11 protein-coding genes and 1 tRNA gene are annotated in these 14,830 nt (G+C 42.8%); 7 read left to right on the top strand and 5 right to left on the bottom strand.

The window, feature by feature from the left end; all coding sequences use genetic code 11:
• The first annotated feature begins 17 nt into the window (after window positions 1-17).
• On the top strand, window positions 18-830 hold the full coding sequence (lgt, locus tag MN869_RS12560; RefSeq protein WP_243307781.1) for a prolipoprotein diacylglyceryl transferase: 813 nt from the start codon (window positions 18-20) through the stop codon (window positions 828-830).
• A gap of 105 nt (window positions 831-935) precedes the next feature.
• Window positions 936-1,310, top strand: a complete 375-nt coding sequence (locus tag MN869_RS12555; protein ID WP_243307769.1) for a hypothetical protein — start codon at window positions 936-938, stop codon at window positions 1,308-1,310.
• On the opposite strand, the gene wrbA is transcribed toward MN869_RS12555, so the two are convergent.
• A complete protein-coding gene (wrbA, locus tag MN869_RS12550; protein WP_243307767.1) occupies window positions 1,307-1,906 on the bottom strand; it encodes an NAD(P)H:quinone oxidoreductase in 600 nt (199 codons plus the stop codon). The two genes, MN869_RS12555 and wrbA, sit on opposite strands and share 4 nt — an antisense overlap.
• 113 nt (window positions 1,907-2,019) lie before the next feature.
• On the opposite strand from wrbA, the gene MN869_RS12545 reads away from it, so the two are divergent.
• Entirely contained in the window at window positions 2,020-3,270 is a 1,251-nt protein-coding gene (locus MN869_RS12545) for a YihY family inner membrane protein (protein WP_243307757.1), read from the top strand.
• A 27-nt stretch (window positions 3,271-3,297) separates the two neighbouring features.
• Here the strand turns inward: MN869_RS12545 and MN869_RS12540 are convergent, their stop codons facing one another.
• Window positions 3,298-4,203 (bottom strand): DMT family transporter, encoded by a 906-nt coding sequence (locus MN869_RS12540; protein ID WP_243307755.1) that lies wholly within the window; start codon window positions 4,201-4,203, stop codon window positions 3,298-3,300.
• A 107-nt stretch (window positions 4,204-4,310) separates the two neighbouring features.
• Between MN869_RS12540 and MN869_RS12535 the strand changes: the two genes are divergently transcribed.
• On the top strand, window positions 4,311-5,111 hold the full coding sequence (locus tag MN869_RS12535) for a helix-turn-helix transcriptional regulator (RefSeq protein WP_243307754.1): 801 nt from the start codon (window positions 4,311-4,313) through the stop codon (window positions 5,109-5,111).
• A 107-nt stretch (window positions 5,112-5,218) separates the two neighbouring features.
• Here the strand turns inward: MN869_RS12535 and MN869_RS12530 are convergent, their stop codons facing one another.
• Together MN869_RS12530 and MN869_RS12525 are read right to left on the bottom strand one after the other, a co-directional pair.
• Window positions 5,219-5,860, bottom strand: coding sequence for a fumarylacetoacetate hydrolase family protein (locus MN869_RS12530; protein ID WP_171551355.1), 642 nt, complete (start codon window positions 5,858-5,860; stop codon window positions 5,219-5,221).
• Window positions 5,861-5,893: 33 nt separating this feature from the next.
• The gene (locus MN869_RS12525; RefSeq protein WP_171551354.1) at window positions 5,894-6,391 is read right to left on the bottom strand and encodes a YcxB family protein; all 498 of its coding nucleotides are present in this window, start codon (window positions 6,389-6,391) and stop codon (window positions 5,894-5,896) included.
• 164 nt (window positions 6,392-6,555) lie between these two features.
• Between MN869_RS12525 and MN869_RS12520 the strand changes: the two genes are divergently transcribed.
• Together MN869_RS12520 and MN869_RS12515 are read left to right on the top strand one after the other, a co-directional pair.
• Entirely contained in the window at window positions 6,556-7,335 is a 780-nt protein-coding gene (locus MN869_RS12520; RefSeq protein ID WP_243307752.1) for a hypothetical protein, read from the top strand.
• 158 nt (window positions 7,336-7,493) lie between these two features.
• A complete protein-coding gene (locus MN869_RS12515) occupies window positions 7,494-8,792 on the top strand; it encodes an SRPBCC family protein (protein ID WP_243307750.1) in 1,299 nt (432 codons plus the stop codon).
• Window positions 8,793-8,833: 41 nt separating this feature from the next.
• Here the strand turns inward: MN869_RS12515 and MN869_RS12510 are convergent.
• Window positions 8,834-8,910: transfer RNA gene (locus MN869_RS12510), tRNA-Arg, on the bottom strand.
• Between the two features lie 501 nt (window positions 8,911-9,411).
• Here MN869_RS12510 and MN869_RS12505 point away from each other — a divergent pair.
• Complete coding sequence (locus tag MN869_RS12505; RefSeq protein ID WP_243307748.1) at window positions 9,412-14,253, top strand: hypothetical protein; 4,842 nt, start codon at window positions 9,412-9,414, stop codon at window positions 14,251-14,253.
• Window positions 14,254-14,830 lie beyond the last annotated feature (577 nt).

Below are 14,830 nucleotides of genomic sequence, written 5' to 3'. Positions count from 1 at the left end.
AAAATTGAGGAACAGCGATGCTGACCTACCCAAATATTGATCCAGTTGCGCTGAGCTTAGGACCAGTCAAAGTGCACTGGTACGGACTCATGTATCTGTTGGCTTTTCTATGTGCATGGGGTTTAGCATCGTATCGCGCTAAACAACGTGATGGCTGGACAGCCGACATGGTGTCAGATCTAGTCTTCTATGGTGCATTGGGCGTGGTACTCGGTGGACGTGTCGGCTATGTGTTGTTCTACGAATTTGATAAGTTTTTAGAAAATCCATTATGGCTGTTCCAAGTCTGGACTGGTGGCATGAGCTTCCACGGCGGCTTCCTCGGTGTGATGATTGCGATGCTGTTTTGGTGTAAAAAATACCAAAAAACATGGTTCCAGACCTTGGACTTTATTGCGCCCTGCGTACCAACAGGCTTAATGTTTGGCCGCTTTGGTAACTTTATTGGGGGTGAACTATATGGCCGTCCAGTACAAGACCCAAGCTATCCATTTGGCATGATTTTCCCAACAGATCCACTCGGTTTGGTGCGCCACCCTTCACAAATCTATCAAGCCCTTTGTGAAGGCTTGATCCTGTTCATCGTGCTCTGGTGGTTCAGTTCTAAGCCTCGCCCTCGTATGGCCGTTTCAGCCTTATTCTTGGTTGGCTATGGGGTTGCACGCTTCTTTATGGAATTCTTCCGCGAACCCGATGCAGACCAAGGCTACATCTTATTTGGTTGGATGACCAAAGGTCAGATTCTCAGCTTCCCAATGATTATAATTGGTGTGTGGATGATCTGGTACGCTTACCGTAAGAACATCTATGACTGGCAGTTAAAGAAATAATAAAAATGGGAGCGAATGCTCCCTTTTTTAGGCCGATAACTCAGCTCATTTATCAATCTGCCGCAAACAGGGTATATTGATGCTATCCCGCGTAGGAGAGCATCAATGCAGCAAAAAAGTCAGCATCTCATCAGCTTTAAAGTGCAGAAACTGGTTCTTTGCCTCTCTCCCTTACAGTTCAATCAGCAGTTGGTCAGCCAAATCGAAAAATCACTTGGACTCAGTTTCATCAACGACAATGAGCCGCATCGGGTGTGTTTCGCCAATCAAAACACCGAATTACAAGATGCGTATAAACAGGTGTTTAGCGCCGTTGATTTACTTGATTATCTCTATGCAAGTTTAATCGCAGACCAGCAAAGTCCAGAAAAAATACAGCTAGATCATCCAGCCTTAACTCCAATTCCCTATCCAACTGACAATCTTATTTTCTGGAAAATGGTCGCAACGGGGCGGCAATATCGACTTTCGCTGAGTTAAAACTTTCCAGCCAATGCCTTCACCACATCACCTAAACGTTTACCCTGCGCTTCACACAAGATTTTCTCATCTTGACTTAAGCTCTGATCATGCCGTGGTCCGCTAACATGACTGGCACCATATGGTGTTCCGCCCGTTTTAGTATTGGACAAGGCTGGAATCGAATTGGGTAGTCCCATAATCATCATGCCATGATGAAACAACGGCGGTAACATGCTCAACAAGGTACTTTCCTGCCCACCATGCATCGAACCAGAAGACGTAAACACACAAGCAGGTTTATTATGCAAAGCACCATTCAGCCATAGGCTGGTGGTTTGATCCCAAAAGTATTTCATCTCACTGGCCATATTGCCAAAACGCGTTGGCGAACCCAAGGCCAAACCCGAACAATGGCTGAGATCTTCTAAAGTGCAATAAATGTCGCCATCTGCTGGAATGCTTGGTGCCGCTTCAGTCACAACGGTGGCTAAATTCGGCACCGTTCGAATGCGCGCTGTTACACCTGCTGCTTCAATTCCATCGGCAATCAGATGCGCCATTTGCTTGGTTGAACCATATTTACTGTAATAAAGAACAAGAACGTAAGGTTGCATCACTTTCAAGAATTTTGTTAAAAAGGACACTATACGACATTTTTTACTTTTTGAGCTGTAGTAAATCCTGTGATTCCACTGGATTTTTATTAAAAATAACTAGGATAGAACCCATGATCTTAAATCGTTATCTAAAAAAACTGCCTTTTTTAGAGAAAACATGGTTTCAATTTATTGTATTTGTGTTACGACGTTTTGAAGCGGATCGCTGTCGGGAACAAGCAGGTGGTTTGACCTATACCACCCTGTTTGCAGTGGTACCGATGCTGACTGTTTTTTTAGTGATTATCTCTTCAATTAAAGCTTTAGAACCAGCTCGACAACAGTTACAACAATTGATTTATAGCAATTTTTTGCCGAAAAGCACCATTGCCTTTGATAAAGCCTTAAATGCCTTTACCGAAAAATCCAGTAACCTGACCATTATTGGTGTACTGTTCCTGTTTGTCACCACGGTGCTGATGCTGACTTCGATTGAGAATGTATTTAATCGGATTTGGCGAGTGAAAGAGACGCGCACAGGTTTAGTCGGATTTATGCGTTATTGGACCATTATTTCCTTGGGACCTATTGTTCTAGGTAGTGCCTTTGTCCTATCTTCGACCGTCGCCTCTATCAATGTACTCAGTAATAACTTTGCGGGTTATCAACTCGATGGCTCTTTTATTCTGTGGCTGATCTCATTTCTATTGACCATTGTTGGCTTCTTTATTTTATATTGGACCATACCGAATCGTATTGTCCCTGTCCTTTCAGCACTGATTGCAGCCTGCTTTAGTGCCACCATCTTTGAAGTGTTAAAGCGTTTTTTTGGTTGGGTGATGAGCAATTTCACCAGCTATGAAATCGTCTATGGTGCTTTCGCTGCGGTGCCAATTTTCCTGCTGTGGATTTATTTATCTTGGAACATCATCTTATTGGGGGTCGAAATCAGTTATGCCCTGACGGCATTTCATTCAGGTAAAGAACAAAAGCGCCATCCGATTTTGATGTTATTGGATATACTGGAATTATTTTATAAGAAACAACAAATCGGTCAAAGTGTTAGTGAAAAAGAGCTATTAAATATCATTGGTCGTGGCGAACTCGGCCGTTTACCTGCCTATATCATTCAACTGGAACAGCAGAATCTGATTATGCGAACCGATAAAGATGAATATGTGCTAGTCCGCAATCTGGCTCAGGTGGATTTTTGGAGCTTCTTCACTGCCCTGCCTTATCCACTGCCATTACGTCCCGATGTAGAGCACATCCATCAGGACGATGAATGGATGGAACGGCTTGGCCCTTCTTTGGTCGAGAGTAATGATTATTTAGCAGCCAAACTGTCGATTCCACTTTCCACCCTGTTTGAACAGAAGTAAGCAAAAAGGCCTCTTTCGAGGCCTTTTTTATTTCCTTAACCAACCTTGCAAACTCACCACCACAATGCCGAGCAAGACCAAAGCAGAACCAATGATAAAATTTAGCTCAATTTTTTCACCTAGCAACCAGACACCGAAAGCCATCCCAAACAGTGGTGTGAGGAAGGAAAAGACGCCTAGACTGGAAGCTAAATAATTTCGTAGCAACCAGAACCACGCTAAGAAACTGGCGAATGAAACCACCAAGGTATGAAAAGCTAAACTCCCCATCACCAACGGAGTAAAGTGAATCGTGGCCTGCCCCAGAACAAGCGCCGCGCCAAACAACAACACAAAGCTACCCGCCAATTGATAAAACAGCGTTTGTGTCACTGCGGCTTGTGCCAGTGAAGATAAGCGAACGGTAATGGTGGTTGCCGCCCAAGCAATACTCCCAGCCAAAGCCAGTAAGTCACCCCATAACATCTGCCGATCTGCAATCGATGCGCCTGAATTTGCACGTAAGAACGTCACCACGATCCCTAAAAAGGCAATCCCGATACCAGTCCATTGCAACAGACTAAGGCGCTCCGAAGGAAGCTTCCAATGTAAGCCCAAAGCGACAAAAATCGGAGCGGTATACAGCAACACCACGGCATGTGAAGCGGAAGTTAGCTGTAAAGCTTGTGCCAATAAAAAGAATTCTAAAGAAAATAGAAATGCAACCAGGGCACCCGCTTTTAAATTCTGGCGATTGAAAAGTTGACTGCTTTTATCCCAATACAGCAATGGCAATAACAACACTGCAGCCAGCCCTGAACGCAACGCGATCTGCATTAAGGGCGAAATATCAGGCGCTGCCATTTTTAAAATGACTTGTTGCAGTCCCCAAATCATACACAGTACGATCATCAGACCCGATGCGGTTGCATCTAATGCTTTACGCTCATCCATTGCGTGCTCCTGATTTTATGGCTTGAGCATCAATATAAGACTGTCGTATTTTCATGATATAGTGAAAATACGACAATAGATGCGTATTTTCAGGCAATTCTCATGTTATGAAAAAATCAGCACAAAGAATTCAAGATTTTCAGCCAATCCCGACCTACAACGATATTCCTGCGCCATTATGGCTTCAGATTCGGGATGCACCTGCAGAGACGTTTTATCCCAAACACGCGCATGCTTGGGGAGAATTTATCTATGCTTTTGATGGTGTGTTAGAAGTCAATATTGAGCAAATTCATTATTTAACCCCACCGCCTTATGGGATCTGGTTGCCACCGCATTTACAACATAGTGGTATCAATCGCAATGAGGTCACGCATTGCACTCTGTACGTGCATGAATCACTCTGTCATAACATGCCGCAACAGGCAGGTACCTTATTGTCTGCACCTTTGGTCTCTGCGCTGCTCGAACATATTCGTAAACACCCCTTTGCTGAACAGGATCCAGAATATTTACGCTTGCTGCAAGTTTTGCTCGATTCACTGACTCATGCAGAGTTGGTGGGCAGTTATCTGCCGACAACGGAGCATCCCGCGCTGGCGAAAATATTGATGCATTTACATGAATTCCCTGCCGATAACAGTACATTGGAACAGCTTGCACAAATGATCAATATCACCGAACGCACGCTTGCCCGTTATAGCCAAAAAGAATTGGGAATGTCTCTACATGAATGGCGGCAACGTCTTAAAGTCATGAAAGCGATGTCGATGTTAAATCAGGGTAAAACCATTGAAAGTATTGCGCTAGACTTGGGCTATGCCAGTTCATCGGCATTTATTTATATGTTTAAACGCTGGATGCATTTCACCCCAGACCAGTTTCGTAAGCTGTATCAAGGCAGTTAAGTTTGCGATCAATACCTTAACGAAGATTGGACTCAACAGAAAATCATGTTTTTAGATATAAAAAAATGGCGCTGCTCTTCAGAACAGCACCACCCTTTTATTTCAACTTAGGCTTTGACAAAGGTATCCCAATCATATTCGCCTGACTGAGTAATCAACTTCATAGTCAATTGATCATTGGCACGTAATGCCCCCACGCCTGCGGGGGTGCCTGTCATAATCACATCACCCGCTTCTAGGCTAAAGGATTGATTAATTTCAACCAATAAAGTGCCAATGTCGAAGATCATATCTTTGCTAAAACCATGCTGACGGTCTACCCCATTGATATTCAAAATTAGCTCTAGCTCTTGCAAGTCACCAATTTCGTCTGCTTCAATCCAGTCCGCCAAAATACAGGCACCATCAAAGGCTTTGGCACGTTCCCACGGCTCACCTTTGGATTTTAAATCACCCTGCAAATCGCGTAGGGTCAAATCTAGGCCCAAAGTTACCGCACCGATTGCTTCTAAAGCTTTGGCTGGATCGGTTTCCTGTGATAATGGATGGGCAATTTGCAAACAAATTTCGCATTCATAATGACACTCACCCAAAGCCTGATTCCAGCTCACGCCTTGAGCTAAAGAGCCAATACTGCTCGGTGGCTTAATAAATAACAACGCACGGTCAGGAATGGCATTGCCTAATTCCTTGGCATGTTCAGCATAATTTCGACCGACACACACAATTTTTGAAGGACGTGTACTCATGAAAACTCCTTGTTCTTTCAACCGTCGATAAAGTTACTTCTTAAAACTATTTTCAAATTTTGTTTGATCTGCTACATCACTAAATGCACGTTTGGGTACGATCACCACGGTATGGCTTTTCAGCTCTAACATATAAGTCAACTTGCCAATCGCAAACGATTGGACTTCGGCATATTGTGCACTTTGTTTTTTGCCTGCGGCATACAGTTCAAAGTGATCTTGGTAAAGGTCAATTCCCTGTTCACTTTTACCAAACTGATAGCGTACAAATTGGCGCTTAAACAACATTGGCAACAACCAATAGCGCATAACGGCTTGCATCACCAGAAAAAAAGCACCCAGTGCAACGTAATAACGCCCAACATCAGAAAAGCCTAAATAAATTCCCCACAAAATAATCGCAATGCTGATCACGGGGGTTAAAAAGCGGCTAAAGGTTTTTTTGCCAAAAGTGACCAAAGCAAAACCATCTTGTGATTCTTCTAAATTCAAATAATAGCGCACCGATACACTTGGACGTTGTTCAGACATTTTTAGATTTCTAACATTTGAAAAAAAACTGACCTATTAGAACATAAATGATTTAATGGGAAATCACATTTATCGCGATTTAATACAAAATTTAAATGTGATGTTTTTTCTCTTTTGGGCTTGCCCTTTTATATCAATTTAATTTTATAGATGAATTTAACAGTATGAAAATGCCACAACAGTTTAGAACTTTGCTGTTTCTTTTAGGTCTTTTGATCACACTCAGCGCCTGTAGCCAACAATCCTTTCTCGAAAAGATTGTACCGCCACAAGAAAAGGCTTTTGCTGAAGATATGTTTAATCAACTCAGCAACAAAAACTATGCAGCCGTTGAGAAATATCTCAGTCCGGAACTGCAAGATGAATCCACTCATAGCACTTTGATCCAAATGGCTGGCTTATTTCCGGCTGAACCGGTTAAAAATATCAAGTTAATTGCAGCCAACAAAAGCTTATTTAAAGATGTCGTCACTTATCAATTAACCTTTGAATATGAATTTTCGGATCATTGGCTGATGAATAAAATCGTGCTCAGTAAACAGTCCGATCAAATCAGTATTATCGGCATTCATGTTGAACCGATTGAGCATTCTGTCCAAGCTATGCATGGCTTTACATTTGCTGGAAAAAGTCTACTGCATTATGTCGTGTTTATCCTTGCCATTGCGATTCCACTGTTTTGCATTTATGCCTTTATTTTATGCATAAGAACCCCTATGCAAAAACGAAAATGGGTGTGGTTAATTTTTATTTGCTTTGGCTTTATGCAATTTTCACTGAATTGGACCGATGGCAGCTATGCTTTTCAAATGTTGAGCTTCTTGCTCTTAGGTGCGGGTTACTTCCAGCAAACAGTCTATAGTCCAATTATCTTGCAAATTGCACTGCCACTGGGTGCCATCTTGTTTGTTTATCGTCGTAAAAGCTTAATGGCTGAACAGTAAACTTTGCCTAGCCCCGCTCCAGACATCCACTTGAGCGGGTTTTACACAATACGACTATTTTTCATGCATAAAAAAAATTATTAATAAGCAGTATTGATTGCTCAACTCAGAGGATCAAGTCATGGAATGAAATCACGGATAAAAATCAAAGGAATGTGATGTCTTATTTAAATTGCTTAATCTTGCCCTGTGTTTTATTGGGGCTCACACAAAGCTGTTTTGCGCAAATCTTGCCTTGGACGGACAATATTCCAAGTGCCTTACAACCTTTTCAGAATAATCCTCAGCTCTTGGCCAGTTATACCCAAAACAATATTTTTATTTATGGTCATCCTGCGACCAAAACGGCCGTACCGACGTTGAAAAGTAATCCCCAACCCAGTGTCAGTTTTAACTCAGCCGCAATCATTGTTCCCGTCAATGCCCAACAAGTGGCCAAAACACTAACCGATTTCAACCACTATGTCGGGTTATTCCCAACCCTCAAATCGGCGAAGACGTTAGAACAGTCTGGCAATACGGTACAAATGAAATATCGGGTCTCGATTCCGACCCCAATTCCCGTACTCAACTTTAATGAAGACGTCACGCTACAACACCAGATTAAGTCAAATAGTATTGCCAGCTTGGTGATTGATGCGCCGATTCCCTACGGTGTCGGAAAATTTGAATGGTTTGCACTGGACGAAAACCGTACTTTAGTCACCTTGACCCAATGGGGCGATTTGAATCAGCCCAAGGGATTTATTGTTAAGAAAATTCTCAATGCGATTCCTGAAGTGAAACTCGGGATTCCAAGTAGTAGTAATGCATTTATTTTAGAATCCTTAAGAACCCGTTTTATTAAGCCTAATTTGGTGCCACTGAATGCAGGACAAATGCCGAATCCGCAGTTGAATGCTGCTCAACTCAATAAAATCACACAACTCATCCAATCGACTCAGCAACCTGTCAGTATCCTTCATGCACCGACCAGTATGCTGTACACCCATGGCCGAGAATCCATGCGTTTTACCACCACCTATCAATTTTATAAACAACCAACTCAACCCTTACAAAAATGGCTGAGTCCATTGGCCTACCAAGAATTATTCCCTCGGCAGATTAAAAAAGTAATCGCCTCTCCTATTCAAAATCAAGGGCAGGATGCAGATATTAAAGTTAATGTTGGCCTTGGTGTCATCAATATACCGTTTGCATTTAAATTACGTTTTAATTATCCGCAAACAGATGAAAATAATTTTTATGCCAATGGCGGTGACCTACGTTTTATTAAAGGAAAAATGCAGTTGAGTTCACTTAATCAAGGCACCTTATTGACCATGACCAGCGCAATGAAAGTCGATGAGAAGGCCCCATTCTTATTAAGAGCAATGCGCAGCTTGCCTTATCATGATGTACTCCCTGCTGTGGGTGGCAATGCCGTATTTGTACAAAAAATTAAAGCAAAAACTTAAGACACAAAAAAACCGCAATTAAGCGGTTTCTTTTTTCAAATTGGTGCGCTCAGAGAGATTCGAACTCCCGACCCCTTAGTTCGTAGCCAAGTGCTCTATCCAGCTGAGCTATGAGCGCATATTTGATGGGGGCATTATACGCACTTTTCCCCAAATGATAAGACCTTTTTCACAAGATCACGATCAACTGTCTATAGATTCAGCACTGCTTGGTCATTTCAGCATGATTCAACCCGCGGCTACAGTGAGAAAAGTGGTTCATATCAACTGCCAATTCTGTATAACCCTCAATAAGACACAAGCATTTATTATTCGCTAAGTGAATGATTAAACTTTAAATAAATCATATTTGAGTCATTTTATATTTTTATTGATTATAAATTTTTGATAAAGAATTAAAAAATCGCATTCCAAATTAGAACGATAAACCAGTGATAACTAGAAAATACATCTCTTTGTTTTATCGTATTTTTATAGTCATTTAAAAATATGATACAAAGCACAATATTGACTTTAAATAGATAAGCAATAAATACTAATAAATACATTATGAGACAGGAGTCACATAATTATTAAGGCTTATTAAAAATAAAACTCCAATAATTATAGGTATATCGACATGTTATTTAAAAATATTTTATCACCAATTACGGGTATTCTTTCTCATTCGAGTAGTAATAGCCAAGCGGCAGTTCCGACTGCTGTAAATACGGTATCGACCACACACCATGTTGTGGTCGAGAGTACAAATATCACCAACAACAATAATGGCTCAAATAATGGTTTATTCAGTGCCATAACAGGAAATGGCAATCAAAATTATGGTGTCGGTGTTGGCAATGGCCAAGATCTGAATGTCCCTCTTCCTTTCACGACAGCTTTCCATGCATTAGGAAACTCTTTTCCTTGGCTTGGAGGTTCGTCACCCGTTAGCTCAATCAATACGGCCACGACAACGTCTTCGACTCATATCCAAGACAATGACAGCATCAACAATAGTAATACTGGTACTGCTGCAGGTAATGGTAGCAATGGCGGTTTATTAAGTGGCGTTGCAGCAGGCAATGGCGATCACAACTATGGTGTGGGTAATGGAAATGGAGATGACGCAAATCTCACCACACCAGTTACGGTGCCTTTTGATGCTTTAGGTAACTCAATCGGTGCATTGGGTCGTGGTGCTGTTCACTCTATCAATAGCACACCAACCAGTTCAACGACACTCATTCAAGATAATGACAGCACCAATAGTAGCAACACAGCTACTGGAACTGCCGGTAATGGCAATGCAGGTGGTTTACTCAATGGTGTTGCAGCAGGCAATGGAGAGCATAATTACGGCATTGGCAATGGTAACGGTGACGATGTCAGTATCACTGTGCCATGGACCACACTTGTTCAAGCGGCTGGCAATGCGATTATTGGCTTAGGTGGTGGTGATGTTAACGCTATCAATACAGCAGCAACGACATCGACTACACAGATTCAAGACAACGACACCGTTAACAACAGCAACAACGGTACTGCTGCAGTAGGCAATGGCAGTGGCGGTGGATGGCTCAATGGGATTGGTTCAGGAAATGGTGAACAAAACTATGGCATCGGTAATGGTAACGGCGACGATACAAGCATCACAACACCGATAACAGCACCCTTCCAAGCCTTAGGTAACTCAGTTGTAGGCATCGGTGGTGGAGATGTAAACTCCACCAATACTGCTCCAACCTCGACCTCCAATGTCATTCAAGATAATGACAGCACCAATAATAGTAACAATGGAACAGGCGTTGGAGGTGCAGGAAATGGCCTCGGCGGCTTACTCAATGGTGTTAGCGCAGGGAATGGCGAACACAATTACGGAATTGGCAATGGCAACGGTGATGACGCCAGTGTCACGGTTCCTTGGACAACGCCAGTACATGTACTCGGTAACTCAGTAGCGGGTTTAGGCGGTGGCGATGTTAACTCCACCAATACCGCACCAACAACAACGTCAAATATTATTCAGGATAACGATACAACCAACAACAGTAATAATGGCACAGGTCTAGGTAATGCTGGCAATGGTATCGGTGGTTGGGGTAATGGCCCTGCTGCAGGTAACGGCGAACAAAACTACGGCATCGGAAATGGTAACGGCGATGATGTCGATGTCACTGTTCCATGGACCACACCCTTAAATGTATTAGGAAATTCATTTGGTGAAGGCAGTGACAATTCATCCAGCAACTCTGCGCCAACGACAACACTCAATCATGTTCAAGACAATGATACAACCGACAATAGCAATAGCGTGACGAGTACGACTGGCAGTTCAGGTAACGGTATCAGTGGTTTGCTCAATGGAATTAGTGCGGGCAATGGCGAACATAACTATGGCATCGGCAATGGCAACGGTGATGATGCCGACTGGACTTCACCTATAGTTACCCCAATCAATGCGATGGGCAACAATGTCTCTTGGTTTGGCAGTAATGATCCAACCCATACCAGCAATACCTCTGTGAATAACGGCTCCACCAATACGACCAATATCGTTGAAGACAATGACCATATCGACCACAGTAATCATGGTACTGGAGTAAGTGGTGCAGGCAATGGCATTGGTGGTCTACTCAGTGGTATTGGTTCTGGGAATGGTGAACAAAACTACGGTATTGGCAATGGTAACGGTGATGATGTCGGTGTAACCACACCAATCACGATGCCAGTCAATGGCTTAGGAAATGAATTCAGCTTCTTGGGCGATGCCAATAACGCATCTCATAACAATGCTTCAATCACCACTACCAATATTGTGCGCGACAATGACAGTACGGACAATAGCAATAGCGGTACAGGTGTAGGCAGCAGCTCAGGTAATGGCATTGGCGGTCTGCTCAATGGCGTAGGGTCAGGCAACGGCGAACATAATTACGGCATTGGTAATGGCAACGGTGATGATGTCGGTGTGGTGATGCCGATTACAACGCCACTCAGTGGTTTAGGTAACTCCTTCTCCGTATTTGGGGACTCAACCACAAGCTCAGTCAACAACTCATCGACCACAACCGTCAATCATTATGAAGATAATGACAGTACGGACAATAGTAATAGTGGCACAGGTCTACTCGGTGGTTCTGCAGGTAATGGCGTGGGTGGTTGGGCAAATGGCCCTGCTGCAGGTAATGGTGATCACAACTATGGTATTGGTAATGGCATCGGTAATGATTCCAGTGTGGTTGCACCGATTACAACCCCAATCAGTGGTTCAGGCAATGCCTTCTCAATTTTTGGGAATGCTACTTCAAATTCAGTCAATGACTCCTCAACTAAAACCACCAATATCTTCCAAGACAAGGATAGTACCAATAATAGCAACAGCAGTACGGGCGTCGGTGGCACAGCAGGTAATGGTGTCGGTGGTGGTTTATTAAATGGAGTCGCCGCAGGTAATGGAGAACACAATTATGGTATAGGCAATGGGATTGCGGATGATGCCAGTGTTGTTGCACCGATTACGACACCAATCAATGCCTCCGGAAATGCCTTCTCCATCTTTGGCAATGCCACTTCAAACTCAGTCAATAACTCTTCTACTACCACTTCAAACTATTTCCAAGACAATGACACCATCAACAACAGCAATACTGGTGGTAATGGAACTGGTTCAGGTAATGCGGCCGGTGGTGGGCTATTAAATGGTATAGCCGCAGGTAATGGCGAGCACAATTACGGTATTGGTAACGGGATTGCGGATGATGCCAGCGTGGTTATGCCCATCACGGTTCCTGTAAATGCATCCGGAAATGCTTTCTCCATCTTTGGCAATGCAACAGCAAACTCAACCAACAACTCATCCACCACAACCAATAACTATGTTCAGGACAACGACTCCACAGACAATAGTAATAGCGGTGGCAATGGTACAAGTGGTGCTGGTGGTGGTCTACTGGGTCTTGGCGGTTTACTCAATGGCGTAGGCGCCGGTAATGGTGAACACAATTATGGTATAGGCAATGGGATTGGTGACAATGCCAGCATAGTAGCGCCAATTGCAATTCCTATAAATTTATCTGGCAATGCAATTTCTTTATTTGGCAGCGCAACAGCAAACTCACACAATAATTCATCCACAACAACCAATAACTATGTCCAAGATAATGATGTCACGAACAATGGTAATGGCAACGGTGGCAATGGTTCTGGTGGCCTACTGGGTGGTATTGGTTCTGGTAATGGCGACCATAATTTTGGTATCGGCAATGGTAACGGTGACGATGCTAGCATCGTGACACCCATTACCATTCCGATTAACTTCTCAGGCAATGCCATTTCGGTATTAGATCTAAGCGGTTTAAATGGTCAGGGCGAATTCAATCCATTGAGTCCCGTCACCAATCTTATTCATATTGTGGCAGGTGATGGTGAAGGTGCAACTGGTTTACTCGGCACGGTAACAGGTATCGTTGGCGGTGTGACGGGTGGAATTATTGGCGGTGAAGGTGGTCCTCTTGGTGCAATCACTGGCATCATCGGTGGGATTACTGGCGGTATTGGCGGTGGTGAAGGCGGTCCTTTAGACGCGATCACTGGCATTATCGGTGGGATTACTGGTGGTGACTTAGGTAATAACCCTGTCACAGGAGTCATCCAAACAGGTATCGATGTCCTTCAAGGTGTTGAAAGCCTGAAAACAGATATTATCAACACAGGTATTACTACGGTAGGAGGTGCAATCAGTGGTGTCCTTCCGGGTGTTCATCCAGTTACCGATCTCACCAATTTAGGTACCCTCACCTTTGAAACTTCACGCGATACGGTAAACGGTACATTAGAAGCAATTTCTGATTTAGCAGGTGCGGATATCGGTGGCGCTGCGGGTTCGCTCACAGGTGTATTTGGCACACTCGTGACCAACGGTTCAGCTGCTTCTGGACTGGTTCAACATATTGCAGGTGATCTCACTGATGTTGGTGGCCTCATCGGCGGTGTAACTGGTGGAATCGGCGGTGGTGAAGGCGGTCCTCTTGGCACGATCACTGGCATCATCGGTGGCATTACTGGTGGTATTGGTGGCGGTGAAGGTGGTCCTTTAGGTGCAATCACAGACATCATTGGCAGCATTACGGGTGGTATCAGTGGAGATGGTATTCTTTCTGGTATTGCCCAACCGATCGACATGGTGATTGGCAGTGGTAGTTCAGCAATCAGTCATCTACAAGATGGTCTCGGCGATCTCACGAGTGGCAATATTATGGAAGGTCTCAACAACCTTATCCATATTAACTATGACAATAGTGGTAGCAGTAACAGTCTAGATAGTCTGCTCACCATAATTACGGGCACACTTTCGACTTCTTCCGGCATTGCTGTCGGTGAACCAAATCCAAATGGGGGAAGCATTACCGATCTCATTTCGGTTTCTTCACCATTAACAAACCTAACCGATCAGCTATTCGGCTCACTTCATCATTTTTAAAATATAGCAATACCAAGAAAAGTCACTGTAATCAGTGGCTTTTCTTTTGCAGCTTAATGAAGTTCATCAGACTAAGATGAGAATATGCCAAGAAAGGCACATTTGATTGGTAAGTTTTTTTAAATAACACGTCAATAATCGCATAAACAATATGATTTCAGATTTATTATAATTTTAAAAAAATTAATTAAGAAAAAATTTAAAATATTGATCTTTATTAATTAAATAAAACCGAAAAACACTAGAAATATTTTTTTGCAAACGAGTAACAAATTTTAAAACTTTCTTTGCAGCACCTTCTTCACAAGACATAGATTGTACTCAAATAGCACTTTAATTATATGATAAATAAAACATATCTCACTACGATAAAAATCCCCTTACCCTTTCAAATAAAATACAAGTGTAAATTTAGTTAAAATTAACAACCAATAAATATATTAAAATTCAACATTTTAAATCCATATTTAACAATCATATTCCAGCCAGTTACAGATTGACAAAATAACCGCCTCATATAACACTAAATACGATTAATGTGACTTTAATCACAAAAAAATCATAGCAATTTAATAAT

This window comes from Acinetobacter sp. NIPH1876 (assembly GCF_022808535.1).
Classification (GTDB): Bacteria; Pseudomonadota; Gammaproteobacteria; order Pseudomonadales; family Moraxellaceae; genus Acinetobacter; species Acinetobacter higginsii.
Note: the sequence above shows the minus strand (reverse complement) of the source record. Positions and strands in the feature narration are given on the sequence as shown.